Origin of the sequence: Yoonia sp. (assembly GCF_036007805.1) — a bacterium.
GTDB lineage: Bacteria > Pseudomonadota > Alphaproteobacteria > Rhodobacterales > Rhodobacteraceae > Yoonia.
Genome location: NZ_DASYOK010000026.1, coordinates 1 through 25,904, shown reverse-complemented (window position 1 = coordinate 25,904; position 25,904 = coordinate 1). Strand labels below are relative to the sequence as shown.

The 25,904-nt window shown below is 58.5% G+C and carries 23 protein-coding genes; 13 read left to right on the top strand and 10 right to left on the bottom strand.

What is annotated here, in order from left to right:
* The first annotated feature begins 161 nt into the window (after positions 1-161).
* The 10 genes from VGP75_RS01470 (at position 162) to VGP75_RS01425 (ending at position 11,271) form a co-directional block, all read left to right on the top strand.
* On the top strand, positions 162-1,163 hold the full coding sequence (locus VGP75_RS01470; RefSeq protein ID WP_327541955.1) for a GlxA family transcriptional regulator: 1,002 nt from the start codon (positions 162-164) through the stop codon (positions 1,161-1,163).
* A 9-nt stretch (positions 1,164-1,172) separates the two neighbouring features.
* Positions 1,173-2,855, top strand: coding sequence for a DUF1963 domain-containing protein (locus VGP75_RS01465; RefSeq protein ID WP_327541954.1), 1,683 nt, complete (start codon positions 1,173-1,175; stop codon positions 2,853-2,855).
* Between the two features lie 159 nt (positions 2,856-3,014).
* Positions 3,015-4,211 (top strand): ABC transporter substrate-binding protein, encoded by a 1,197-nt coding sequence (locus VGP75_RS01460; RefSeq protein WP_327541953.1) that lies wholly within the window; start codon positions 3,015-3,017, stop codon positions 4,209-4,211.
* A 93-nt stretch (positions 4,212-4,304) separates the two neighbouring features.
* The gene (locus VGP75_RS01455) at positions 4,305-5,090 is read left to right on the top strand and encodes an ABC transporter ATP-binding protein (protein ID WP_327541952.1); all 786 of its coding nucleotides are present in this window, start codon (positions 4,305-4,307) and stop codon (positions 5,088-5,090) included.
* Positions 5,087-5,245 (top strand): hypothetical protein, encoded by a 159-nt coding sequence (locus VGP75_RS01450; protein WP_327541951.1) that lies wholly within the window; start codon positions 5,087-5,089, stop codon positions 5,243-5,245. Before VGP75_RS01455 ends, VGP75_RS01450 begins: the two co-directional genes overlap by 4 nt.
* On the top strand, positions 5,242-6,069 hold the full coding sequence (locus tag VGP75_RS01445) for an ABC transporter ATP-binding protein (protein ID WP_327541950.1): 828 nt from the start codon (positions 5,242-5,244) through the stop codon (positions 6,067-6,069). The genes VGP75_RS01450 and VGP75_RS01445 overlap by 4 nt, the downstream gene beginning before the upstream one ends.
* Before the next feature lie 2 nt (positions 6,070-6,071).
* Positions 6,072-6,410 carry a hypothetical protein gene (locus VGP75_RS01440; RefSeq protein ID WP_327541949.1) on the top strand — a complete coding sequence of 113 codons (339 nt, stop codon included), beginning with the start codon at positions 6,072-6,074 and terminating at the stop codon, positions 6,408-6,410.
* A gap of 31 nt (positions 6,411-6,441) precedes the next feature.
* On the top strand, positions 6,442-7,452 hold the full coding sequence (locus tag VGP75_RS01435; protein ID WP_327541948.1) for a branched-chain amino acid ABC transporter permease: 1,011 nt from the start codon (positions 6,442-6,444) through the stop codon (positions 7,450-7,452).
* Positions 7,449-8,750 carry a branched-chain amino acid ABC transporter permease gene (locus VGP75_RS01430; protein WP_327541947.1) on the top strand — a complete coding sequence of 434 codons (1,302 nt, stop codon included), beginning with the start codon at positions 7,449-7,451 and terminating at the stop codon, positions 8,748-8,750. Before VGP75_RS01435 ends, VGP75_RS01430 begins: the two co-directional genes overlap by 4 nt.
* 58 nt (positions 8,751-8,808) lie before the next feature.
* The gene (locus tag VGP75_RS01425) at positions 8,809-11,271 is read left to right on the top strand and encodes a penicillin acylase family protein (RefSeq protein WP_327541946.1); all 2,463 of its coding nucleotides are present in this window, start codon (positions 8,809-8,811) and stop codon (positions 11,269-11,271) included.
* A gap of 56 nt (positions 11,272-11,327) precedes the next feature.
* Here the strand turns inward: VGP75_RS01425 and VGP75_RS01420 are convergent, their stop codons facing one another.
* The 10 genes from VGP75_RS01420 to dusB all read right to left on the bottom strand — a co-directional run bounded on the left by VGP75_RS01420 (position 11,328) and on the right by dusB (position 23,793).
* A complete protein-coding gene (locus VGP75_RS01420; RefSeq protein WP_327541945.1) occupies positions 11,328-11,900 on the bottom strand; it encodes a hypothetical protein in 573 nt (190 codons plus the stop codon).
* A gap of 158 nt (positions 11,901-12,058) precedes the next feature.
* On the bottom strand, positions 12,059-13,333 hold the full coding sequence (hflX, locus tag VGP75_RS01415) for a GTPase HflX (RefSeq protein WP_327541944.1): 1,275 nt from the start codon (positions 13,331-13,333) through the stop codon (positions 12,059-12,061).
* A gap of 2 nt (positions 13,334-13,335) precedes the next feature.
* The gene (hfq, locus tag VGP75_RS01410) at positions 13,336-13,569 is read right to left on the bottom strand and encodes an RNA chaperone Hfq (protein WP_007204924.1); all 234 of its coding nucleotides are present in this window, start codon (positions 13,567-13,569) and stop codon (positions 13,336-13,338) included.
* A 118-nt stretch (positions 13,570-13,687) separates the two neighbouring features.
* Positions 13,688-15,208 (bottom strand): TrkH family potassium uptake protein, encoded by a 1,521-nt coding sequence (locus VGP75_RS01405; RefSeq protein WP_327541943.1) that lies wholly within the window; start codon positions 15,206-15,208, stop codon positions 13,688-13,690.
* A complete protein-coding gene (gene trkA / locus VGP75_RS01400) occupies positions 15,208-16,584 on the bottom strand; it encodes a Trk system potassium transporter TrkA (protein WP_327541942.1) in 1,377 nt (458 codons plus the stop codon). The genes VGP75_RS01405 and trkA overlap by 1 nt, the downstream gene beginning before the upstream one ends.
* Positions 16,581-17,984 carry a nitrogen assimilation response regulator NtrX gene (gene ntrX, locus VGP75_RS01395; RefSeq protein ID WP_327541941.1) on the bottom strand — a complete coding sequence of 468 codons (1,404 nt, stop codon included), beginning with the start codon at positions 17,982-17,984 and terminating at the stop codon, positions 16,581-16,583. Before ntrX ends, trkA begins: the two co-directional genes overlap by 4 nt.
* Before the next feature lie 8 nt (positions 17,985-17,992).
* Complete coding sequence (locus VGP75_RS01390; protein ID WP_327541975.1) at positions 17,993-20,215, bottom strand: sensor histidine kinase NtrY-like; 2,223 nt, start codon at positions 20,213-20,215, stop codon at positions 17,993-17,995.
* Positions 20,216-20,345: 130 nt separating this feature from the next.
* Complete coding sequence (locus tag VGP75_RS01385; protein WP_327541940.1) at positions 20,346-21,719, bottom strand: response regulator; 1,374 nt, start codon at positions 21,717-21,719, stop codon at positions 20,346-20,348.
* A gap of 2 nt (positions 21,720-21,721) precedes the next feature.
* Positions 21,722-22,795 (bottom strand): two-component system sensor histidine kinase NtrB, encoded by a 1,074-nt coding sequence (locus VGP75_RS01380; protein ID WP_327541939.1) that lies wholly within the window; start codon positions 22,793-22,795, stop codon positions 21,722-21,724.
* Entirely contained in the window at positions 22,792-23,793 is a 1,002-nt protein-coding gene (gene dusB / locus VGP75_RS01375; RefSeq protein WP_327541938.1) for a tRNA dihydrouridine synthase DusB, read from the bottom strand. The genes VGP75_RS01380 and dusB overlap by 4 nt, the downstream gene beginning before the upstream one ends.
* A gap of 185 nt (positions 23,794-23,978) precedes the next feature.
* Between dusB and VGP75_RS01370 the strand changes: the two genes are divergently transcribed.
* The 3 genes from VGP75_RS01370 to VGP75_RS01360 form a co-directional block, all read left to right on the top strand.
* Positions 23,979-25,127, top strand: a complete 1,149-nt coding sequence (locus VGP75_RS01370) for a bifunctional 2-C-methyl-D-erythritol 4-phosphate cytidylyltransferase/2-C-methyl-D-erythritol 2,4-cyclodiphosphate synthase (RefSeq protein WP_327541937.1) — start codon at positions 23,979-23,981, stop codon at positions 25,125-25,127.
* Positions 25,124-25,630, top strand: coding sequence for a phosphatidylglycerophosphatase A family protein (locus tag VGP75_RS01365; protein ID WP_327541936.1), 507 nt, complete (start codon positions 25,124-25,126; stop codon positions 25,628-25,630). The genes VGP75_RS01370 and VGP75_RS01365 overlap by 4 nt, the downstream gene beginning before the upstream one ends.
* Positions 25,627-25,904: CinA family protein (locus VGP75_RS01360; RefSeq protein WP_327541935.1), on the top strand; the 278-nt coding region annotated here is incomplete at its 3' end. The genes VGP75_RS01365 and VGP75_RS01360, both read left to right, overlap by 4 nt.

Here is a 25,904-nt window from a genome sequence, read left to right as displayed (position 1 = left end):
CGGTTAGCGTTATCAGCCCAAAGCGTATAGCGCGTGCATACCAGCAGGCCAATGGCAAAATGCACGCCGTGGCGCGGCCTTGCTATGACGACTTTTCCCTTGTCCGCAGGCGTCAAACCTGTTGATGTCTGCAACTGAATACACGACCCAGAAAGAAAACGATGCTCACCGACCCTCAGATCGTCGACGTAGACCATAGTGGCAAACCGCGCCGGTTTGTCTTCGCGCTGATGGCCGATTTTACCATGCTCAGCTTTGCGGCAGCAATCGAAAGTCTGCGCATCGCGAATAGAACCGCGGGAAAAGAGCTCTATTCGTGGATCATCGTCAGCGAAGACGGCGCCGAGATCAGCTGTTCCAACGGCTGCGTTTTTCGCGTCAATCACGGGCTGGACGAGCTTGAGCGCGATGATACGATCATGCTTTGTGGTGGCATTGACGTGCAAAAGGCCACCACAAAGCGGCTGCTGAACTGGCTGCGGCGCGAGGCGCGGCGCGGCGTGACTGTCGCGGGGCTTTGCACGGCGGGCTATACGCTGGCCAAAGCGGGTTTGCTTGATGGCAAGAAGGCCACGATCCATTGGGAAAATCAGGATAGTTTCGCCGAAGAGTTCGAAGAGGTGCAACTGACCAAGTCGATCTTTGTGGTCGATGGCAACAGGATCACCACCGCAGGCGGCACCGCCTCGATTGATCTGATGATCAAACTGATCGCCGACGAGCATGGTGAGGAACTGGCCAATGCGGTGGCTGATCTGCAGATTTATTCTGCAATCCGGACCGATCAGGACACGCAGCGCCTCTCGATCCCGACGCGCATCGGCGTGCGGCACCCGAAACTCAGCCGCGTGATCCAGATGATGGAACAAAACATCGAAGACCCGATCAGCCCCGCGATCCTGGCCCGAGATGTGGGCATGTCCACCCGCCAGCTTGAGCGCCTGTTCCGCCGCTATCTCGCACGCAGCCCAAAGCGTTATTACATGGAACTGCGCCTGCAAAAGGCGCGCAACCTGCTGATGCAGACCGATATGACCGTGATCAATGTGGCACTCGCCTGCGGTTTTGCGTCGCCTTCGCATTTTTCCAAATGCTACCGGTCACATTACGACACCACGCCCTACCGCGAGCGGGGAAGTCATGCAGCCCGGCTACCCGTTTGATCCGATGCGATGGTCCTGAAGCTTCTCAAGATACTACTGCTTATCCTTGGGATCGCCACGCTTGGTCTGACGATTTATGCGCATCTTCTGAATGATACTTATCTGCGGTCAACCGCACTCAGCCTTTTGTCGGTGGTGCTGGCTGCGGCCTATGCCTTTGGGGTGTTCCGGCGCAAACCGGCTGTGAAAGTACCCGTCGCGGCCCCCGCCCGCCAAGTGCCGAAAGACAATAGTGCCCCGCTGCAACGGCGCCCGAACCCTGCGCCGCGCCCTGCCCCGACGGTTAACACTGATAAGAATGAAAGCCTCAAGGATGACGAGCTCTACATCGTTTTCGCGCGTCTTGCGGGGCATAAAACGGGTGATGCTTTCCGCGCCCATGTCCATGAGATCATCCAGAAAAACGCCCTGCCTGAACTGACCGCCGAAGAGATCGACCGGATTGCCGCCGACATCGACCGCCGTGATCTGCGCGGCAAGACCTTCAAGCGCACCCCCGGTATCGCACTTGTGCGGATGCAACGCGCCGATCTTGATGTGGAATATGGCGGGACCAGTTGGCTGGGTGGCCTGCCGACCTTGGGTGATGCGCCTTGGCCACGGGATGAATTCGGACGTGCGATGCATCATCTGGCACAAATTGATCTGGATACAGTCCCCGATCCGCTGTTGCCGACCGGTATGCCACAGAAGGGCGCGCTGGCTTTCTTCATGAATACGGCAACCGATGGGCCGCGTCAGGGCAAGGTGATCTATTCGCCAACGATCGGAAATACCGCCACCGAACCGCCCGGCGATCTGGTGCCGATCTACCACGGACCGGATTGGGGCTATTACGTCAAAGGCCATGCCCGCGAAACAGCCCCAGACACCTTCCCCCGCTGGCCGGTCGAATTCGTGCTCTTGCCCATGACCAACCAGAACAGGGACGATGACGCGCATGAACTCATGGGCGATCTTTTGCCATTTCAGGCCGCAGGAGAGCTTTCACCGCAAAACTACCGGTCAAGCCTGCCGGATTTCGCGCGACCGTGGTTCTGGGACACGGCCTACCGTTTTACAATGTCAGTGCGTTTGGCCCGCGATGACATTCACGATACCCTGCAGAAAGCGAAAAAGCGGGTCCAGCACTACGGGCCAAGCTATCAGGCCGCTGTCGATACCATCCGGCGCGATCAGGATGCGTTTTCCGCCTTTGTTGATGAGGTCAGCATCTGGGCCGTCTCACATGAACCTTGGGACAGGATGAGCCCTGAAGATGCTGCACAGCTCGAAACCTATTTTGCGCAGGTGCGCGACAATGGTGCAGAGCCGGGCCGCTTCAAGCCGTTTTATCAATTCACCCAAGGCGAATTGATCAGCGTCCAAGAGGCGGCAACAGCGACCCTTGTGGCCGCGGCGAATGCACCACCCGAGGTGTATGCGACACTGCCTTTCGAGGTGCGCGACGATATCGACACCCGCTACCGGATCGCCAACATAGGCCGCTGGCACCAGATGTTCGGGCTTGGCTTCAAGATCGGGTCGGCCGCATCAACGCACACACACCACCATCTGCTGCTGCAGTTGCACTCGGACCAGCTTGTGAACTGGATGTGGGGGGACCGTGGTGTTGTGCAGTTCTGGATTAGCGAAGACGACCTTTTGGCGCAGAACTGGGACGCGGTCGACATGACACTGGAAAGTCATTGAACCCGCGAGGGCCAAGAAACGCCCAATTCTGCACCAAAACAGTGAAATTGACTTCCAAATACCTGTGGATAGGGACAATATCCTGTTGTTCCGGCTTTCCTTTTGGAAAGCGGCTGATAAATTAACTCAGGATAAAAAATCCAACTTGGGAGAAACGTAATGAAAAAACTAATGTTGGCGACCTCTGCTGTCGCCATGCTTGCTGGTGGTGCTTATGCCGCCGGTCACGCCGAAGAAGTAAAGATCGGTGTGATCCTCGGCTTTACCGGCCCGCTTGAATCGATCACACCCGCGATGGGTGCTGGTGCCGAAATGGCGATGGCCGAAGTCACTGCATCAGGTGCCCTGCTGGGCGGTGCGACTGTCACATCCGTCCGCGCGGATAGCACATGTATCGACGCGGGTGCCGCAACGGCTGCGGCTGAACGTGTGGTCACATCCGACAACGTTGACGCGATCATGGGCGCAGACTGTTCCGGCGTGACAGGTGCGATCCTGCAAAACGTCGCACGTCCGAACGGTGTTGTGATGATTTCCCCATCCGCAACATCGCCCGGCCTGTCGACAGCCGAAGATGACGGTCTGTTCTTCCGTACAGCACCATCCGACGCACGTCAGGGTGTCATCATTACCGAGATTCTGCAGGACCGCGGTTTCAGCGAAGTGGCGCTGACCTATACCAACAACGACTACGGCAAAGGTCTTGCCGATGCGTTCCAGGCCGCTTTTGAAGCTGCTGGTGGGACAGTCACCATCTCTGCCGCACATGAAGACGGCAAAGCCGACTACTCTGCCGAAGTTGGCGCGCTGGCATCTGCCGGTGGTGAAGTGCTGGTTGTTGCAGGCTACGTTGACCAAGGTGGCTCCGGCATCATCCGTTCATCCCTCGACAGCGGCGCGTTCGACACATTCTACCTGCCAGACGGCATGGTCGGTGCGGTTCTGAACGATAACTTCGGTGCGGAACTCAACGGGTCTTTCGGCGCCTACCCCGGCACCGATAACGCAGGCGCAGGCATCTTTGTTGAGCTGGCTGCAGAAGCAGGCTTTGACGGCACAGGCGCATTTGCCCCTGAATCTTACGATGCTGCAGCCCTGATCATGCTGGCGATGCAGGCTGCTGGTTCGAAAGATCCGGCTGACTACAAAGATCACATCTTTGATGTGGCCAACGCACCCGGCATCGAAATCCTGCCCGGCGAATTGGCCCGTGGTCTGGAGCTGATCGCAGCTGGCGAAGACATCGACTACGTTGGTGCATCCGCAGTTGAACTGATCGGTCCCGGTGAGTCCGCTGGTTCCTATCAGGAAATCGAATTCGCCGATGGCGTCTATTCGACAATCAATTTCCGTTAATCGGTTGATTTGATCCAGAAACGGCGCGGGGCTTACCCCCCGCGCCGTTTTGCAAAAAAGACACGGAAAAACCCGTGCGCAAGGGGATGTGTGATGATTGTCGTCGAAAATGTCGTCAAGACCTTCGGGGGTTTCCGTGCCGTGGATGGCGCGACGCTGACCATAGAAGAAGGTACGATCACAGGGCTAATTGGCCCTAACGGTGCGGGAAAAACCACGCTTTTCAATGTGATCGCGGGCGTTCTTAAACCGACCTCCGGACGCATCACCATGAATGGCGAGGACATCACAGGTCTGCCGCCACATGAGCTTTTCCACAAAGGATTGCTGCGCACCTTCCAGATTGCGCATGAGTTTTCCTCGATGACGGTGCGCGAGAACCTGATGATGGTCCCTGGCGACCAGTCCGGCGAGAAACTCTGGAACACATGGTTCGGCCGCAAGCGTATCGCCAATGAAGAACGCGCGTTACAGGCCAAGGCCGATGAAGTGATCGAATTTCTGACGATTGACCACCTGAAAGAAGAAAAAGCCGGCAACCTTTCCGGCGGGCAGAAAAAGCTGCTGGAACTGGGGCGCACCATGATGGTCGACGCCAAGATCGTCTTTCTCGACGAGGTCGGTGCAGGTGTGAACCGCACCCTGCTGAACACAATCGGCGATGCGATCATCCGCCTGAACAAAGAACGCAATTACACATTCGTTGTGATCGAGCACGACATGGATTTTATCGGCCGCCTTTGCGATCCGGTGATCTGTATGGCGGAAGGCCACGTCTTGGCCGAAGGGACCTTGGAAGAAATCAAGGCCAATGAGCAGGTGATCGAGGCCTACCTCGGCACCGGGTTGAAAAACAAAGACAAGGTAAGTGCGACATGAAATTCCTACTGACCGTTCTTCTGGGGGCCATCTTGGGCTCTGCTGCGACCTTCTATTACATCTATGTCAACCACGCGGATGGGACCGAGCAGGCGCTGATGCGCGAGACGCTTTTGGCCTATGCGCCTTTTCTTGAAGAGTACATCACCCCGTGACCAAGAACCCCTATCAGGATGACCGTGGGAACAAGGACCGGTCGATTACCAAGGCCGGTGGCGGAACGCTCACCGCTGCAAAGAACGACCCGCGCAACAGCCATGGTCAACCAGGTGAGCCGTTTCTGATCGGTGATGCGATGACGGGCGGTTACGGAAAAGGCCCCGATATCCTGCATTCCTGCACGATTGCCGCCGAAAAAGGCGAAATCGCTGTGATCGTCGGCCCGAATGGTGCCGGTAAGTCCACGGCGATGAAAGCGGTGTTTGGCATGTTGAACGTCAATCAGGGTGCCGTGCGTCTTGATGGCGAGGATATCACCCATCTGTCCCCGCAACAGCGGGTTGTGAAAGGCATGGGGTTCGTGCCGCAGACCTCGAACATCTTTACGTCGATGACCGTGGAAGAGAACCTTGAAATGGGCGCTTTCATCCGGCGCGATGATTTCCGCGATACGATGGCGCAGGTCTATGACCTGTTCCCGATCCTCAAGGAAAAGCGCAACCAGGCCGCAGGCGAGCTTTCAGGCGGTCAGCGTCAGCAGGTCGCGGTGGGCCGCGCTCTCATGACACAGCCCAAAGTTCTGATGCTGGATGAACCGACCGCCGGTGTGTCGCCCATCGTGATGGATGAACTTTTTGACCGGATCATCGAGGTTGCGCGCACCGGTATCCCGATCCTGATGGTGGAACAGAACGCCCGCCAAGCGCTTGAAATTGCGGATAAAGCTTATGTTCTGGTACAGGGCCGCAACGCCCACACCGGCACCGGTAAGGAACTGCTCGCGGACGAACAGGTCCGGCGCAGTTTCCTGGGTGGATGAAGATGGCAGCCGTTCTTTGCGCGACGCTTGCCGGGCCCGCCTGTGCCGATACCGTCATCTGCGACTTTTCCGGTATGCCTGTAGGCTTTGCGATTGATGCGTCACAGTTTGCGCCCGCACAGGATGCATCTGACCCACCGCGCCGCCAAGTGACCACGGTGCAGATGGGTGACACCGACTTTACCGCAGAGCCGTTCATCATCGGCGATACCCGCGGGTTCTGGACCACACAGGAAGATGGCGCCGAGGTCCTGCTTGTGATGCAGCCGGATGGAACCGCCGTCTACTCCGATACACGCAACGTCACGCCGATGGCGGGCACATGCGAGGTGCTGCAATGACCCATATTTTGAATACCGAGGATCGTTTCTCATGGATTTTCTGAACGCGATTGTCGCCTTTGCGAACTTCGTCTTTGTGCCGGGCCTAGCCTATGGCGCGCAGTTGGCCATCGGCGCGCTGGGTGTCACGCTGATTTACGGCATCCTGCGGTTTTCGAATTTCGCACATGGCGACACGATGGCCTTTGGCACCGCAATCACCATTCTGATGACGGGCCTGTTGACGACGGCAGGGATCACCTTTGGCCCGCTGCCCACCGCCCTTCTCGCCCTGCCCGTTGGCATCGGTGCCACTATCCTGCTTTTGTTGGGGATTGATCGGGGTGTCTATAAATTTTACCGCGATCAAAAGGCCTCGCCCGTGATTTTGGTGATCGTGTCGATGGGTGTGATGTTCGTGATGAACGGCGTCGTGCGTTTCATTATCGGCGTGCGGGACATCAACTTTGCCGATGGCGAGCGTTTCATCATCACCGCCCGTGAGTTCCGCGACATGACCGGCCTTCAGGAAGGTCTGGCGATTAAGACCACACAGGCCATCACAGTCGTTGTCGCCTTTATCGTCATGGCGCTGTTGTTCTGGTTCCTCAATAAAACCCGCACCGGCAAATCCATGCGCGCCTTTTCGGATAACGAAGATCTGGCCCTTCTGTCGGGCATCAACCCCGATTGGGTGGTCAAGGTCACTTGGATGATCGTCGCGGCCCTCGCCACCACCGCGGGTGTGCTTTACGGGCTGGACAAGTCTTTCAAAGCCTTCACCTATTTCCAACTTCTGCTGCCGATCTTTGCCGCAGCGATTGTGGGTGGTCTGGGCAATCCGCTGGGGGCGATCGCCGGTGGTTTCGTGATTGCCTTCAGCGAGGTCACCATCACCTATGCCTGGAAGAAGGTGCTGACGTACCTCTTGCCTGACAGCCTCGCCCCCGATGGTCTGGTGCAGCTCTTGTCCACCGATTACAAATTCGCCGTCAGCTTCGCGATCCTGATTATCGTGCTGCTGTTCAAACCGACGGGCCTCTTCAAGGGACAATCCGTATGAGCACTACAGTCAAAGATACCGCCCTCTTCGGCCTTGTCGCCGTCCTATTGATCGGGACCGGCCTGATCCAGGGTTGGAATTCTGCCCTTCTGATCCTGAACATGGGGCTTATTTCGGCCATCATGGCGCTGGGTGTGAACCTGCAATGGGGCTTTGCGGGGTTGTTCAACATCGGTGTCATGGGCTTTGTGGCGCTTGGCGGCCTCGCCGCTGTGCTGGTCTCGAGCGAGCCTGTCCCCGAAGCATGGCAGGCCGGCGGTCTGCGGATTTTTGCAGGTCTAGCATTGGGTGCTTTGACCGTGGTTGCCGCGGTCATGGCGCAAAAGCGGCTTGAGGGGCGCACGAAAACCATTGTCACGCTGGTGATTTTGGTTGGAGGATTCTTCCTCTACCGCGCTGTGTTTGATCCCGCGAAAGAAGCGATCGAGGCGGTTAACCCCGCTGTCAGCGGCAACCTTGGCGGTCTGAACCTGCCCATTTTGTTGTCTTGGCCCGTGGGTGGTCTGCTGGCCGCTGGTGCGGCTTGGATTATCGGCAAAACGGCCCTTGGCCTGCGGTCTGATTACCTGGCGATTGCAACGCTTGGAATCGCGGAAATCATTATTGCTGTGTTGAAAAACGAAGACTGGCTGGCACGCGGCGTGAAGAACGTCATTGGTCTTGACCGTCCCGTTCCGTTTGAAATCGACCTGCAACAGGACCCTGTTTTTGTGGAACGCGCCGCAAGCGTCGGGCTTGATCCGGTTCTGGCGTCGACACTTTACACGAAAATGGCCTATGCCGTGCTCTTTACCATTGTTCTGCTGATCCTGTTGTGGCTGGCGCAACAAGCACTCAAAAGCCCGTGGGGCCGCATGATGCGCGCGATCCGTGACAATGAAACCGCCGCCGAGGCCATGGGCAAAGACGTGACCAAACGGCATTTGCAGATCTTTATCCTTGGCTCTGCGGTTTGCGGGATCGCCGGTGCGATGATGACCACGCTGGATGGTCAGCTGACACCAGGCAGCTATCAGCCGCTGCGCTTTACTTTCCTTGTCTGGGTCATGGTGATTGTTGGCGGGTCCGGTAACAACTTTGGTGCGGTGCTGGGTGGTATGCTGATCTGGTGGCTTTGGGTGCAGGTGGAACCGCTTGGTCTGGGCCTGATGAATATCCTCAGCAGCGGGCTTGAGGATGGAAGCGCCATGAAAGACTGGATGATCGAATCTGCGGCCCATATGCGTTTGCTGACCATGGGTCTGGTGCTGCTTCTGGTGCTGAGGTTCAGCCCGCGCGGGCTGATCCCAGAACGCTAACTTGTCCTTGCTGTCTGCCCTGCTACAACGGGGCAGACCTGAACACCCCGAGGACCATATGGCGTTTGTTTTTCGCTGGCTCATCCGGCTTGCCACTGCCCTGATCATTCTAGGCGTCGCTGCGATTGCGCTGGTTTATTATTTCGCGTCACGCTCGCTGCCGGATTACAACGCCAACCGCGCGGTGGCAGGGATTGCGGCACCTGTGGAAATCGTCCGCGATAACGCCAATGTGCCGCATATTTTCGGTGAAACCGACAATGACGTCTATTTCGCGCTGGGATATGCCCATGCGCAGGATCGTCTATGGCAGATGACAATGCTGCGGCGCACAGCACAAGGGCGGTTGTCCGAGCTCTTCGGTGAACGCACACTCGGCATTGACGAGGTGCTGCGGCGCTTTGATCTTTATACGACGGCCGTGGCCTCGGTGAACGTGCAGACCGCCGAAACCAACGCCGCTTTGGGGGCCTATGCACGCGGCGTCAATGCGTGGCTGGCCGAGGTGAACAAAGGGGCGCTGGGGCGTGGCGCGCCCGAAATGTGGCTTTTCAATCATGCGATCGCACCTTGGCAGCCTGCGGATTCCATTGCGATCCTGAAACTGATGGCACTCGACCTGACCTCGAACCTTGAGGATGAGGTCTTGCGCGCTCGCACCTCACTCTTGCTCGAAAACGACCGCCTGCGCGACATCCTGCCCGACGACCCCACCAGCGCCACTGCCGCCCTGCCGGAATACGCAAGCCTGATTCCCGGTGTACCGACCTACACCCCCAACATGCGGCTGGCCTATGATCCGCTCTCGCCACTGAAACCCGCAGCGCTGTCAGGGGCCTCCAATGCATGGGCGGCCAGCGCATCACGCTCGGCCACAGGCTCAACACTGCTGGCAAACGATCCGCATCTGGGCCTGACAGCCCCCTCCATCTGGTATCTCGCACGGCTCGAGCTTGAAACAGGTGGTATCATCGGCGGCACCATTCCCGGCATGCCGCTTGTCCTGACCGGGCGCAGCGATGTGCTTGGATGGGGACTGACGAGCGCCTATGTCGATGATCAGGACGTGATGGTCGAAGAGGTCAATCCCGATAACCCCGAAGAATACCGTACCCCGACAGGCTGGGCGCCGTTTCGGACCCGCGATAGTATCATCAACATCAAGGATGCCCCTGCCGTCACGCTCCGCCTGCGTTGGACGGCAAACGGCCCTGTCATGCCGCGCAGCCAGTATGATCTTGGCACAATTACCCCGCCGGGGCACGTCACCGCGATCTCGTGGACCGCGCTGTCGGACCGCGACACCTCTATGTCCGCAGCCTTTGCAATGAACCATGCGCGCACCGTGGAAGAGGCCATCACCGCTGGTGCCGATTTTATCGCACCAGCCATGAACCTGACACTGGCGGATCGTAACCGGATCGCGATGAAAACGATCGGCGCGATCCCTGCCCGTGATGCGGCCCACCAAAGCCAGGGTCGCCTGCCCGCCTTTGGCTATCTGCCTGAAAACCGCTGGCAAGGGCGGTTTCCTTATCGCGACAACCCCGAATTCCTTGACCCGCCGGGCGGGATTTTGGGGAACACCAATAACAAGACCGTGGACCGGCCCTTTCCGTTCCACGTCACCCATAAATGGGGCGACACCCAGCGGATCAACCGCTGGCGGCGTTTGATGCAGGCGCGCGAGGTGCATACCCGCGACAGTTTCATAGAAACCCAGCTTGATACGGTCAGCTTTGCCGCACGCACGCTGTCTACGCTGATGGGCGCGGATCTGTGGTTCACCGGCGATGCTGCCGCCGAAGGCACCCCCGAACGCCGCCGCCAGATTGCGCTGGACCTTTTGTCAGCGTGGAACGGCGAAATGAACGAACACCTGCCGGAACCGCTGATCTATGCAGCCTGGACCCGCGCATTCCAGCAACGCCTGATCCGCGACGAATTGGGGCCATTGGCCGAAGAGTTCACCCATGTCGAGCCGGTGTTCATCGAACGCGTGTTCCGCGATATCGACGGGGCCGGTGTGTGGTGCGATGTGATCCAGTCCGCGCCGGTTGAAACCTGCACCGATATCGCACGGCAATCGCTGGATGATGCGCTGGTCTGGATCACCGAGAATTATGGCACGGCGATCGAGGCCGTGCGCTGGGGCGACGCCCATGTGGCAACCCACGACCACCCCGTTCTGGGCAACACGCCGATCCTTGAATGGATTGTGAATATCCGCCAATCCACCAGCGGTGGCGATCACACCCTGCAACGGGCCAAGACATCAGGCATCGACCCGCATCCGTTCCACAACGTCCACGCGGCAGGCTATCGCGGTGTCTATGATTTCGCCGATCCCGATAGTTCGGTGTTCATCAACTCCACAGGGCAGTCCGGCCACCCGCTGTCACGGCACTACGACAATCTGGGCGAGCTGTGGCGGCGCGGCGAATATATTCCGATGTCACTGGACCCCGATCTGGCACGGGCGGCGGCCGTGGGTGTGACCGTGTTGCGTCCGGAGGAGTAAGCATCATGCAGAGTTGCTGCGATTGTCGGCGTCAGCCATCTCGCTAACAGCAAGCGTCATGGTTTGTCAGTTGATCTTTGCTGCTTGTGATAGGCCTCTGCATCCCCGTATTCCAAGAACTCGGGATAGTAGCGATGTACGCCTGCCATCCGTCTTGCGTGTTTGATCGGGCACCAGTATTTTTCTGTGCGTCCCGCGATCTCAACAGAGTAGGCCAACAAACCATTGCCGTAAGAGCAGTACATACAGTTCAGTTTTTCCAGCCCGTTCAGATAAGAAAGATGCCTGCGATCAAAGGTGATAAAGTCGGCGCGACGCACCTTTTCGATCTTGTAAACCGGAAAACAGATTGCCTGATATAGTGTCACGAATAAATCGAGCAAAACAAACGGGATTATTACGGAGTAAATGACAGGTGCCGTTACGACGACAAGCGGGCGTGCACCGGCCACATAGGACAATAACTTTCGCTTGAGCATCTGGTGCCGTTGCAAAACTTCGCGCTCGAATATGACCCGCCCCCTATCGGTATGGTAGCGAAATTCACGACGACGGCGCTCGAATTTTTGTTCAAGCTCTTCTTCCATGCTGCGGATACGGTCCACCAATTCGCTAATGCTATCAGTCATTCTTCACTCCCGGTGTTCAAACGTTCCTAGCTTAAGGATGTCGGCCAACTATGACCACGACTATTGGAAGAAGGGCCCACGATAGGCCCGGTAGATTTCACAGGTGACGGCCTGTTGCTTCACAAAGCGCGGCGGCGTCTTGCAAGCCGGCCCTTGACCTACAACCGCTTGAACCGCTCTTTCTGCAACTGCGTCCAGAACACCGTCAGCGCGTAACCCGTCTCGGTCTGCACCTCTTTCGTCACGATCCCCGCATCAAAGAGCCATGCGCGTTTGCGCCCTTCAGCGAAACTCAGCGTCAGCTTTTCCTCGTTTCGGGGGTCTTTGAGCTTGTCGGGGATCGCGGCCAAGAGCGTGTCCAGCCCCTCACCGGTGACCGCGGAAATCGCATAAAGGTCATCCATCCGCGCTGCCTGTGTCAGCACCGCAGCACGCGCGTCACCTTCCAGCAGGTCGGTCTTGTTCCAGACCTCGATGATCGGGGCCTCTTCGGCCACGCCAAGGCTTTGCAGAATGGCACGCACGTCCTGTGCCTGTTCCTCGGTCTGTTCATGGCTGATATCGCGGACGTGCACAATCAGGTCCGCGTCAAGCACCTCTTCCAGCGTGGCACGGAAGGCCGCAACCAGTTCGGTCGGCAGATCAGAGATGAAACCAACCGTGTCGGACATGATGATTTCGTCACCTGTCGGCAGAACGATCTTGCGCATGGTCGGATCAAGGGTAGCAAAGAGCATGTCCTTAGCAAAGACTTCGGCCCCTGTCAGACGATTGAAAAGCGTGGATTTGCCCGCGTTGGTGTAGCCCACCAAAGCCACAATCGGGAACGGCACCTTGGCGCGGGACGCGCGGTGGAGTTCGCGGGTTTTCACCACTTTTGCCAACTGCTTGCGCAGGCGGTTGAGCTGTTCGTCAATCGCACGGCGGTCAGCCTCGATCTGGGTTTCACCCGGACCACCCACAAAACCCAAACCGCCGCGCTGGCGTTCAAGGTGGGTCCATGCACGCACCAGACGCGTGCGCTGGTAGGACAGGGCGGCCATTTCCACCTGCAATACACCCTCGGAGGTGCGCGCGCGGTCGCTGAAGATTTCCAGAATAAGTCCGGTGCGATCAAGCAGTTTGACGCCCCATTCCTTTTCCAGATTGCGCTGCTGCACAGGGGTCACGGGGCCGTCGATCAGGACAAGCTCGATTTCGGCGTCATGAAACACCTGCTTGAGCTCTGCGATCTTGCCTTTGCCGAATAGTTTGCCGGGCTGGATTTTCGGCAGGCGCACGATGGTGCCGCCAATCACATCCAGATCCGGCAAGGCCGCGGCCAAGGCCAATCCTTCCGCCAACGCAGGTTCAGCCGCGCGGCGGTTCTGGTCGTTCTTTAGTTCGGGATGCAGTACCCAAGCCCGTGTGACGGGGCGATCATGTTCGAGCAAAGTTACTCTTCACCTTCATAAAGGCTGATCGGTTGCGCCGGCATGATCGTGGAAATCGCGCTCTTGTAAACAAGCTGCGATTGTCCGTCGCGGCGCAACAAGACGCAAAAGCTATCAAACCAGGTAATCACGCCTTGGAGTTTCACACCGTTCACGAGGAAAATCGTGACGGGTACTTTTGTTTTGCGCACATGATTAAGGAATGCGTCTTGCAGATTTGCTTTGTCGGCAGCCATCGCCAAACCCTTTTTTCTTTTTCTTGCGGCCGCGGACCGGCCCCCCAGTGTTGTCAGGCCCAGTATGTCGCGCCTGATCTGGAGTTTCCACCCCCTATTTACACATTAAAAGAAGCGCTTAGCGCTGCCAGATTTCAGGATTGAAGAGCGCGATAATCGCCAGCGTTTCCAACCGTCCCAACACCATTGCAAAGGCCAGAATTACCTTGGCGGCATCGGGTATGCCCGAATAGGCAATCGGCGTTTCTGCTGCGACCGAGGCCAATGGCCCAGTGGTCGACAGCGCCGAAACCGCCAGCACCATCGAGGTTTCAAACTGCACACCTGTCAGCGAAAGAGCCAACATCACCACGGCGATACTGATGGCGAACAGCATGAAAAACACCCAAGAGATATAGGCGCCCTGTTTGCGGATACGGCGCGCGTCCTTGCCTCCGCCACCAACAGAGGATGGATGCAAGAGGCGTTCCTGCTCACGTTCACCATGGCGGTAGAGCGCGTAAATCCGCAAGAGTTTGACACCACCCGCCGTTGTCGCAACACCGCCCCCGATCAGGGCAAGACCGATCAGGAACAGCCCCGGCGTGTTCAGGCCGGACCATTCTGTCGCGCCACCCCAGAAATGCGATTCAAATCCGGTTGTCGTCAAGAAAGAGGTCACCGTGAACAGCGCCCCCCAGAGCGCTGATGCGACTTCCTGCAAACTGGCAGCGTCCTCGCGCTCAGCGGCGCCGAAAAAATGCCGCAGAAACAAAAGCGCGGTGACCGTGCCGATCAACACAAGCGCGATGCGGAACTCGGGATCGCGACGCAACCCGCGCTCATGCTCGCCGATCAGGCCACGACTGAAAGTCAGGCGGGACAGGGCAAAGATGAAGAAACAGAAGATCAACAGCTCACCCCAGAAACGCGAGGCCGCAAAATAGAGCCCCCCGATAGGCGAAATCCCCGAGGTCGAGAGCGTCGACATGGCGTGGATCAATGCGATGTAGGGAAATTCACCCGCAATCACGAGGCCGATCCAAAGCAGCGTTGTCAGCCCGATGTAAATCGGCGTCAGCGCCAGCGTATAGCGCACAAGCCGTTCAGACGGATCAGCAATATGGCCAATCTGTGAAAATCCGCCACTGGTGCCACTATTCGCGTTGCCGGTCGCGCGCACCTCAAACCCGCCAAGGTTCATAGGCGCAAAGATCGACACAGCCGTGACCCAGACCAGCAAACCACCCAACCAGCCCACCAAACCGCGCCAAAGATGCTGCGACGGTGTCAACCGGCCTGCAGTGTCATAGACAGTGGCACCCGTGGTCGTGAAACTCGACACCATTTCAAACCACGCATCCAGAAAAGTTGTGTTGCCGACGGCCACGTGAAACGGAATAGCAAACATGATCGGCAAAGCCGTAAAGGCCGCAAAAAGGCCCAACAACTGGCTGCGGGCCACGCTGCGGGGCGCATAGCCTGCGGTGGCCAGACCGATCATCAGCGTGATGATCGAAAACAGGATAAACCCGTAAAAGAACACGCGCATCGTATCGAAGTCTTCCATCACCGCGCCATGCGCCGCCGGCACGATCATCGACGCCGCACCCAGACCCATCAGGATCACGAAAAATGGAAGCCGGACGATCCAAGCCATCAGAAGAAGTCTATCGAGACCTGCAAGAGGCGTTCAACTTCGGGCACGTCTTCGGACATTGCAAAAATTGTAATCACGTTGCCCTCTTCAATACGCGTCTCACCCGTGGGGCGCACGATCTTGCCTTGCTGCATGACCGCGCCGATCAATGTGCCTTCGGGAAAGTCGATATCCTTAATCTTCTGGCCTGCAATCGGCGATGTTCCCAGCACTTGCGCCTCGATCACTTCGGCCTCGGCATCCCCGATCGAGTAGACCCCGCGCACACGCCCATGGCGAATGTGACGCAGGATCGAACTGACGGTCACCGCACGGGGGTTGATGTAAGCATCAATATCCAGTGGGGCCATGAGCGGAACCAAGGTAGGGTCGTTGACCAATGAGATCGACATTTTGCAGCCCATCTCTTTGGCGCGCACAGCCACGAGCAGGTTTGTCTTATCATCATCCGTTACGGCAAGTACCGCGTCAGCGGATGAAATATTCGCCTCTTCCAGCAAACCGCTGTCCAACCCGTCGCCATGCAGCACGATTGTCCGGTCAAGCGCATCCGCCGCGCGTTCGGCATTTTCGCGGTTTTTTTCGATCACTTTCACACGCACGCGTTCCGTGCGGGCTTCAAGCGCTTGTGCAACACCAAGCCCGACATTGCCACCGCCAATGATGACGATACGCTCTTGTTTTGATTGGGTTTTGCCAAAAATTTCCAGCGTACGTGTCATATCTTCGGTGTCCGTGAAGATATAGCATTCATCATCGGGGAAAATCTGATCACCGGGGGATGGCACAAAAAGCGTCCCGTCGCGCCGGATGCCGACCACGACGGCGCGCAGTGTGGAGAAAAGATCGGTCAACTGGCGCAAAGGCGTATTAATAACAGGGCAATCGTCCTCAATCATGATCCCGAGCAGTTGCGCACGCCCTTCCAGAAAGCTTTCGGTGTCAAAAGCCGCAGGTGCCGCCAAGCGCTGCAAAGCGGCTTCTGCCACTTCGCGTTCGGGGGAAATCACCACGTCGATGGGCAGGTGATTGCGGCGGTAAAGATCGGCATAGGCCGGATCAAGATAGTTCTGGGCGCGCAGACGGGCGATCTTGCGCTGCACCGAAAACACCGAATGCGCCACCTGACAGGTGACCATATTGACCTCATCGGAATGGGTGGCCGCAATGACCATATCGGCATCCGCCGCACCCGCGCGGTCCAGCACATCAGGATAGCTTGCAAAGCCTGCAATGCCCTGCACATCCAACGTATCCGTCGCACGGCGCACCAGTTCAGGGTTGCTGTCTACAACTGTGACATCGTTGTTTTCGCCGGACAAATGGCGGGCAATTTGCCAGCCGACCTGCCCTGCACCACAGATGATGACTTTCATTCGTCTTCGCCTTCAATATAGGCCACGCGGCCACCGGCCTTGTTCGTTGTCACAACGCCTAACGATTTCAGCTTCCGGTGCAAGGCCGAACGTTCCATGCCCACAAAGGCCGCCGTCCGGCTGATGTTGCCACCAAAGCGGTTGATTTGGGTCAGCAGGTACTCGCGCTCGAATAATTCGCGGGCTTCGCGCAAAGGCAATGTGGCAAGACCACCAGACAGCACGATCCGGCCTTCCTCGCCGCCGCCATCCTCGCTGTTCGGCAGTTCTTTGGCACTGATATCACCGGTATTTTCTCCAAGGATAAGAACACGTTCCACCACGTTCTTCAACTGCCGAACGTTGCCCGGCCAAAGCATGGTCTGCAACAGCGCGCGCGCATCCTCTGCCAGTTTGCGCAGTGGCAAGCCTTGCAACTTGTTGCAGGTCTCAATGAAATGCTCGGCCAGAAGCGGAATATCCTCGCGGCGTTCCTCCAATGATGGCACGGCAATCGGCACAACGTTCAGACGGTGGTATAGCTCTTCGCGAAACATCCCCGCAGCAATTGCAGCAGACAGATCGCGGTTAGTGCTGGAAATCACCCGCAGATCGACCTGCACCTTGTCGTTGCCGCCGACGCGCTGAAAGCGCTGTTCGACCAGCACCCGCAGGATTTTTGATTGCGTTCCCAGTGGCATATCCGCAATTTCATCGAAATAAACGACACCGCCATTCGCTTCTTCAAGCAAACCCTGCTCAATGCCGCGCCCTGCGTCTTCACGGCCGAATAGCACTTCTTCCATGCGCTCGGGTTCAATCGAGGCCGAGTTCACCACCACAAAGGGTGCCGAGGCGCGGTTGGAATTGGCGTGGATATAGCGTGCCGCGATTTCCTTGCCCGCCCCTGCAGGGCCGGTCAGCATCACGCGGCCGTTGGATTTGGTCACCTTGTCCAGTTGCGATTTCAGGGTCCGGAAGGCCGCACTGTCGCCCAGCATCTCGGCACTCTGGCTTTCACCACGCCGCAGTTGCACGTTTTCGCGACGCAGGCGCGAGGTTTCCATCGCGCGGCGGATTACCACCAAAAGCTGGTCGATATTGAAGGGCTTTTCGATAAAGTCGTAAGCGCCCTGCTTGATCGCCGCGACCGCAATTTCAATATTGCCGTGGCCCGAAATAATCACGATCGGGATCTCGGGATGGTCGCGCTTGACGCTCTTGAGAATATCAATCCCGTCCATATTGCTGTCTTTCAGCCAGATATCGAGGATCATCAGCGCGGGCTGCTCGGCTGCGATCTGCGCCATACATTCATCGGATGTTCCGGCCAGCCGCGTGGTGTAGCCTTCGTCGATCAGAATTTCCGAAATGAGTTCGCGAATGTCGCGTTCATCATCCGTGATCAGAATATCGCCCATAATTTACCTCATGCTGGAATTTTGGGGGCACGCGCGGCTTGCACCGATGCGGGCAGTTGAATAATGGCGCAGGCCCCTGCGTGATCGTAGCCTGCAAAGACTTCGGCATCTGTCAGTGTCAGCGTACCGCCGTGTTCTTCGATGATCTTCTTGACGATAGGCAGGCCAAGACCTGTCCCCTCGCCGCGCGTCGTCACGTAAGGCTCGAACAGGCGCGCGCGATCTTCCGGCAGGCCGATCCCGTTGTCCGAGATTTTAATCGTTACTGTATCCTTGTCCTTGGACATACGGAGCTGGATTTCAGGGCGATAGCCCTCTGCCCCATGACGGCTGATATAGGTTTCCGTCGCCTCTCCTGCATTCTTGAGAAGGTTCGTCAGCGCCTGCCCGATCATGGTGTCATCCATATCGACCAGAACCTGTTCTTCGGGGATTTCGGCGGCAAAATGCACATCGGGCTGGCCTGCAATCTGCAAGGACAGCGCATCATGCACCAGTTGCGTCATGTCATTGATATGCAATTCCGGTTCCGGCATGCGGGCAAATTTGGAAAACTCGTCCACGATGCGCCGCAGATCATTGGTCTGGCGCACAATCACGTCTGTCATCTGTTCCAGCTTGTCCGCATCATGGCCAACCTGACTATGGAATTTCCGCTTGATCCGTTCCGCCGAGAGCTGGATCGGCGTCAGCGGGTTTTTTATCTCATGCGCAATCCGGCGCGCCACGTCGCCCCAAGCGGCCATACGCTGGGCACTGACCAGATCGGTCACATCGTCAAAGGCCACAACATAGCCCTCCAGCGTCCCGTCCACATTGCGGCGCTGCGCCATCCGCACCAGCAGGCTTTCCTGTTGGCCGTTGCGGATCAGGTTGATCTGGCCCTGCACGCTTTCACGGTCGGTTTCGCAAACCTGCGTAAAGAGATCGGCAAATTCGGGCACCGCGACCGAAAGCGCCGTTTCTTCGGGGTGATCACCCACGGACAACAACCGGCTAGCGGATGGGTTTACAAAGGTCACGCGGCCATAGGCATCAAGCCCGACAACCCCCGAGGTGACCGACCGCAACACCGAGTCAAACAAACGACCCCGCCGTTCGGTCCGCTGGTTTGTCTCGATCAGCTGGTCGCGCTGTCCTTTCAGACGGCTCGTCATCTGGTTGAAGTAATGACCCAGTTGCGAGATCTCGTCATCGCCGTCATCTTCGATCACGCGCACATCAAGATCACCCGACCCGACACGTTGCGACGCCGACACCAGGCGCCCTACAGGCGTTGACAGGCGCTCGGCAAAGACCAAACCGCCCCAGATCGCGCCAAGGATCAGGATAAAGCCGAATCCCAGATAGAGCAGGCCGAACTGGAACAACAGTTGCCCACGCGCGTTCTGAAGCTCTTCGTACTGGGCCACCGTTTCGGTCGTGTCATCCAGCAGGGTCAGCACGTTGCCGTCCACAGGGCGCGTGACGTAGAGATACCTGTCGCGGAACGCCATAAGCGGGATCAGCGCGCGGAATTCGTTGTTGGCAAAGTCCTGAATTATCGCAAGGCCAGTCTGATCCGCGATTGTGAAATCCTCGGCCGAGGGGCGTTCATAGCCAAATTCATAGGACCGCGCGCCACGGGCTGCGATCGTGCCCAAGCCGTCAATCACAAAGGCCTCGCTCAGGCCCCGCTCGACCTGTGCCTGCACGTCACCCAAGGCGCGCCGCACCTCGCCATCGTCCATAAAGAGGTTCGCTTGCCGTTCACGGTTCAGATAGGCCGCCAGATCAAGCCCGTCGCGTGTCAGCTCTTGGCGGTGCTCTTCTTCATAGGCCTGTGCCGTCGTCAAAGACGTCCGCAACACATTGCCCACAGGTTCCGAAAACAACCCGTCGAGGGCAATCGAAATCAGCGTGACGGAAAAGACTGCCACCAGCACGATGGGGACCAGCGCCGAGAGCGCAAAGACCCCTGTCAGACGCAGACTGAGCCGCGAGCCTGCCGACTTGGCACGCCGCGCCGAGACCATCCGTGCGACCTGCCGCATGACCAGGGCCGCCACGACCAGCACATAGATAAAGTCCAACAGAAGGACCAAACGCAACGACGTTGACGACGCCCCGCGATCCAGCGGTCCGACGACAATATAGGTCAGCACGGCCAGCAGCGGGCCTGCCACCACAAGGCCGATCGTGAACGCCGTTTGCACATGGCGCTGGCGGAACCAGCGACCAAGTCGCGTCATATTCAGGCCCAGTAGGGAACGCCGCACGCGCAATGCCCTGTTATTGTGGTGAGGTCGCCCCCACGGTACCGCCATTCGCTGTGGTCTTTCTGCTACGCTGACGTAGCAGTGCCACGGTTCTGTTGCGGTTTTACATCAATTTGCGGCGGCGTGTCACGCGGATATCGAGATCGGTGATCTTCTTGCGGAGTGTATTGCGGTTTATGCCGAGCAAATCCGCGCATTTGGCCTGATTTCCGCCCGTTGCATCCAGTGCAATCTCGATCAGCGGGCCCTCAACCTCTTTCAGGATTCGGTTATAGAGCCCCGGAGGCGGCAGAACCCCGCCATGCAGATCGAAATAGCGGCGCAGGTGCTTGTTCACGCTCGCACTCAGCTTGTCGCCCTCGCCGCCTGACCGCAGCGGTTCGATTGCGGGCTGGTTGCCCAGGACCAGTTCCACCTCGGCACGGGTGATTTCATCCTCGGAGGCGGTAAAGACCAAACGGCGCACGGCGTTTTCCAACTGCCGCACGTTGCCGGGCCAGCTATAGGCGCGGACCAGATCAAGGGCCGCGTCACCAAAGCGGCGCAACGGCGCGCCATCACGTTCGGCGCGGGCCAGAAAATGCTCGGCCAGCAGCGGGATATCATCCACACGCTCGCGCAGTGACGGGACATCCACAGTAACACCGCCCAGCCGGTAAAACAGATCCTCGCGGAATTGCCCGTCTTCCATACGTCCCATCAGGTCGGATTGCGATGTGGCCATGATCCGCGGCGCGTTGTCGCCCAGCGTGTCCAGCATCCGCACAATCCGGCCCTGCGCCTCTTCGGACAGGTCACTGACCTCATCAAACAGGATTGACCCGCCCTTGGCGCGGCTGAGCACAGTGGACGGCCCATCCATCCCCTCCAGATCAGAGGCCGACACCACAACAAACGGCAGGCTGCGCCGGTCGGAGAAATCATGCACCGCGCGCGCGATCAGCGATTTACCCGTCCCGCTTTCGCCGGTGATCAACACCGGCAGTTGCGTGTTCATCACCCGCGCGACAAGCCGGTAGAGGCCCTGCATCACCGGCGTGCGCCCCACCAGCGGCAGATCACCGCCCTGTTCGGTTGCATTCACATCGGGGGCGCGTGTCGTGGGGGCGCGGCGCTTGATCTCAAGCGCCCGCGCGGCGCGTTTCATCAGGTCAGGCAGATCAAAGGGCTTGGGCAGGTAATCATAGGCATCCGCCTCGGCGGCCTGAATGGCGGTCATAATGGTGTTCTGCGCAGAAATCACGATCACAGGCAGACCGGGGCGCGCCTCTGCGATCTTGGGCAACTGCTCAAGGCCGTTACCATCGGGCATGATCACATCCGAGATTACCAGATCGCCTTTGCCCTCATCGACCCAGCGCATCAGTGTGACAATCGAGGATGTCGCATGCACCTTGCAGCCCGCCCGCGTCAACGCCTGGGTCAATACCGTCCTGATCGTGCGGTCGTCATCGGCAACAAGTACTGTCCCGTCCATTCTTATTCTCCTGCTTCATAGTCTTTGGGAACCACCGGGAGCGAGATCCGGAAAACCGTGCGCCCGGGCACGCTATCCACCGAAATCCATCCACCGGCGTCACCGATCAATTTTGACACCAGCGCCAACCCGAGCCCTGTTCCGTTTTCCTTGCCCGATACGAAAGGTTCAAAAATATCTTCCGCAATCTCGCGCGGCAGGCCGGGGCCATCGTCAATAATCTCAACCTGCAATGGCAGGCGGGCATGGGTGCCATCTGACCGGTGCACACGCAACGAGGTGTCATAGAATGTATGCAGGGTGATGGTACCCGCTTCCTTGCAGGCCTCCGAGGCATTTTTCAGCAGGTTCAGGAACACCTGCAAAAGCTGGTCCCCATCCGCCAGCGTTTGTGGCAGGGAGGGATCATAGGCTTCGACAAACAGCATATGAGCGCCAAAACCAACCGCCGCTGATTGGCGTGCGCGGTCCAGAATATCGTGGATATTGATCGGTTTGAGGACCGGTTTACGCAGGTTTCCGAATTGTTCGACCTGTTCGAGCAGTTTCACAATCCTGCGGCTTTCCTCGACGATCAGATCCGTCATCTCCTGATCTTCAGGGGATAGTCCCATAGACAACAGTTGTGCCGCGCCTGTGATGCCTGCCAGCGGATTTTTGATCTCGTGGGCCAGCATTTCTGCCATCCCGATCGCCGATTTTGCGGCTTTGCCGGACGAATGGTTCTGGTTGATCCGGCTGGCAATCTCGCGCGGGCTGATCATGACGATCATCTGGTCATCACTGCCTTGCAGTGGTGCGAATTGCAGATTGCACAGCATCGGCGGGCGCTCGCCGCTGCCGACATCCACATCATTCACAAAAAGCGATGTCCGGTTTTCTCTTGCGCGGCGATAAGGCGCCTCAAGCGGCGCATCAATCATGACCTTTTCCCAAAGTCTCTCGCCCACAAGCGACTTGGACGACAGGTTGAGAAAACTTTCCGCTGCAGGGTTACTCATGACGATCACGTCATCGCAATCAAGCATCAGCGATGGTACCGGCAAGGATGACCAAAGGGCTTGTCCCAAAATCATGCCGCCACCTGTAAATCCAAAGCCTCAGGTAGGTCGCGCAGGACATTTGCAGGTGCTACCTGGGTCAGGACCGCCTTGCGCAAAGCGGGCGGCGTGCCCGCATCATCCATGTACCACCCCAAATGCTTGCGCGCGACCTTGCGCCCCAATTCGGGGCCATAGAAGGAAAGCATCGCTTCATAATGGCCGCAGACCATATCAATCAGATCATGGCCCTGCGGCACAACAGGTTCCGCCAGACCGTGCAGCGCGGCAGAGACCTGCGCGAGGACCCAAGGCCGCCCTTGCGCCCCGCGTCCGATCATCACGCCGTCGGCACCAGACAGACGCAAGGCTGCGCGCGCGGTGTCCGCATCCACAATATCGCCATTGGCAATCACCGGGATTGTCACAGCGTCCTTGATCTGCCGGATCGCGGCCCAGTCGGCAGCGCCTTTGTAAAACTGGCAGCGTGTCCGCCCGTGGATCGTGACCAGCTTGATCCCCGCCTCTTGGGCCCTGCGGGCCACATCGGCTGCATTCAGGCTGTCGTGATCCCAGCCAAGGCGCGTTTTCAGCGTCACGGGGACATCAACCGCATTCACCACCGCCTCGATCAGGCTGAGCGCATGATCGGGTGTGCGCAAAAGCGCCGACCCCGAATAGCCGTTCGTCACCTTCTTGGCCGGGCAGCCCATGTTGATGTCAATGATCGCGGCACCGTTTCCCGCCGCCATGCGCGCCGCCTCGGCCATCCAATAGGCCTCGCGTCCGGCGATCTGGACGGCCGTGCCCTCTTGGTCATAGCCCAGTTCGGCGCGTTCGCGCACGCCGGGTTTGGCCTGCACCATTTCCTGGCTTGCCACCATTTCGCTGACAACCCAGCCCGCCCCGAACGAGGCGACCAGTTGGCGAAACGGCAGATCTGTGATTCCCGCCAAAGGCGCCAGCGCCACAGGCGGCGTCAAAGCCACATCGTCCAAGACCAATTGTTCGGTTATTGCCACAGAGATAATCATTCGCTTACAGGTTAGGCGTTGCCGTACATCTATGAAGATTTGCGGCCACCTTCAATGAAACTCGCCCCAATTATCCCGATTAATCGGCGTTTGCTTAATTTTTGTGCAAATAGCTTGCGTAACTGTCGAATTGCACCGGCGCGGTCTGGGGCCTAAACCTGTGGTAACTAAAGGACAGGTCAAAGATGACAGTAGCGGCAATCATCGTAGCGGCGGGGCGCGGCACACGTGCGGGTGGCGACATTCCAAAACAGTGGCAACGGATCGGTGACCGCCCTGTGGCCGCCTATGCCATGGACCGTTTTGCCAGTCACCCCGCGGTCACACAGCTGATCCTTGTGTTGCATCCCGATGACGTTGACACAGCCCTCTGGCCGCGCGACCCTGAGGCCACCGTGGTGACGGGTGGTGCCACCCGTGCTGCATCGGTTCGGGCGGGGCTGGCGGCAACAGAGCCCGGGATCGAGACCGTGCTGATCCACGACGCGGCCAGACCGCTGGTGACCGACGCCGTGATTGATCGCGTGCTGGACGCCCTTGCAACCCATGTCGGTGCTGCCCCTGCGATTGCGGTGACGGATACGCTCTGGCATGGCACAGACGGCACAGTCGCGGGTGTGCAGGACCGCGCGGGCCTCTACCGTGCGCAGACGCCCCAAGGTTTTCACCTTGCACCGTTGCGGGACGCACATGCCGCGAGCACCGGGCAGGAAACCGATGATGTGGCCGTTGCCCGCGCGGCAGGGCTGGACGTTGCGATCGTGGCAGGCGATGAAGCGAACATAAAGATCACCACGCCCGAGGATTTCGACCGGGCCGCAGAGCTGATGAGGCGCAACCCGATGACTTCCACCCCCGATATCCGCTGTGGCAACGGCTATGACGTGCACCGCTTTGGTTCTGGCGATCATGTCTGGCTTTGTGGCGTGCAAATCCCCCATACCCGCAGCCTTCAGGGCCATTCCGATGCGGATGTGGGCATGCATGCCGTCACAGACGCGATCTATGGCGCGCTGGGCAAAGGTGATATCGGCCAGCACTTCCCGCCCTCTGACCCGCAATGGAAAGGCGCCGCGAGCCGTATTTTTCTCGAACACGCCGTGGCGCTTGCCGCGTCGCTGGGGTTCCGCATTGGCAATGCCGACTGCACCCTGGTCTGCGAATTCCCCAAAATCGGCCCGCATCAAGACGCCATGAAGGCCGTCATGTCCGCCTATCTGGGGATCGAAAGTGACCGGATCAGCGTCAAGGCGACGACCTCAGAAAAGCTGGGCTTTACGGGACGCGAGGAAGGCATTGCCGCCATCGCCACCGTGACGTTGATCAAGCCATGACACATCTGATTGCCACCTTCTTTTATGTGGGCCACATCCGCCCTGCCCCCGGCACATGGGGGTCGCTTGCCGCCCTGCCCGCAGGTTGGGCGATTTACACGCTCTTCGGCCCTTGGGGCCTTATCGCGGGGATCGTGCTGTCCTATGTGCTTGGCGTCTGGGCCACGGGTGTCGAGACCAAAGGAAAGGACAACCACGACCCCTCCGAGATCGTGATCGACGAGGTTTGCGGCCAATGGATCGCCCTTCTGCCGCTGGCTTTCGGAGCGGCACGTACGGACGTTGATATTCTTCTGCTCTGGCCCGGTTGGGTTGCCGCATTCGCGCTGTTCCGGCTTTTCGATATCACCAAATGGGGCCCAATCGGCTGGGCCGACCGGATGCACGGCCCCACAGGTGTGATGCTGGATGATGTGATTGCCGGAATTTTTGCAGCGATCGGCGTGCTGATCCTCGCGTGGATTGCGCATCAGGGCTTTCTGGCGCAGGTCAATCCGGCATGACATCGGCCGCCGCTCTCTTGGTTGCCGCCAAGGCCAAAGGCGTGATGCTGGCCACCGCTGAAAGCTGCACAGGCGGGATGGTCAGTGCCGCAATCACCGATATAGCCGGCAGCTCGGCCGTATTTGACCGGGCTTTCATCACCTACACAAACGATGCAAAAACCCAGATGCTGGGGGTGCTGCCTGCAACGCTGGACGCTTACGGCGCAGTCTCGGAGGAAGTCGCGCGCGAGATGGCGGACGGCGCGCTGCGCAACTCTGACGCTGATATCGC